Origin of the sequence: Candidatus Accumulibacter vicinus (assembly GCF_000584955.1) — a bacterium.
GTDB classification, from domain to species: Bacteria; Pseudomonadota; Gammaproteobacteria; order Burkholderiales; family Rhodocyclaceae; genus Accumulibacter; species Accumulibacter vicinus.
Genome location: NZ_JDSS02000028.1, coordinates 6,928 through 7,425, shown reverse-complemented (window position 1 = coordinate 7,425; position 498 = coordinate 6,928). Strand labels below are relative to the sequence as shown.

Genomic DNA, 498 nt, shown 5'->3' with positions numbered 1-498 from the left:
GTGCCCTCTCCGTACTGCTGATGACGGCCACGGCATAGCCGCGGCGATCGAGGGCGCGCGTGCTGCCGCCAGAGGGCATTGCGCCAACAACTGTAAACGCATACAGTTGTTGCATCTCGAGTGCTCGACCCGAATCCCCATGGCTACCGCCTGCGCGCCCGCTCGCACCGCTGTCTATCGCCGTCGCCGGCCCGAACGTACCGTGCTCTATCGCACCGTGCAGACGCCCCTCGCCACTTGGCTCGAACTGACCTGTGACCGTCGGCAGAGCGCCGCCGGTCCGGCCCCTATCGAACGCGAGTTCCGTCGCTATCTCGAATGCGGGATTCTCGCCAATGGTTTTGCCCGCGCCCGATGCGCCGAGTGCGGTCACGATTTTCTCATCGCCTGGTCGTGCAAAGGCCGCGGCGTCTGTCCCGCTTGTAATACCCGGCGGATGGTCGAAACTGCCGCCCATCTGGCTGACCACGTTTTGCCGCGGCTGCCGGTCCGTCCGTC

The 498-nt window shown here is 65.7% G+C and carries 1 protein-coding gene; it reads left to right on the top strand.

Annotated elements, in window-relative coordinates; genetic code table 11:
• Positions 1 to 139: 139 nt before the first annotated feature.
• Positions 140 to 498: transposase zinc-binding domain-containing protein (locus CAPSK01_RS13580; protein WP_273703680.1), on the top strand; the 359-nt coding region annotated here is incomplete at its 3' end.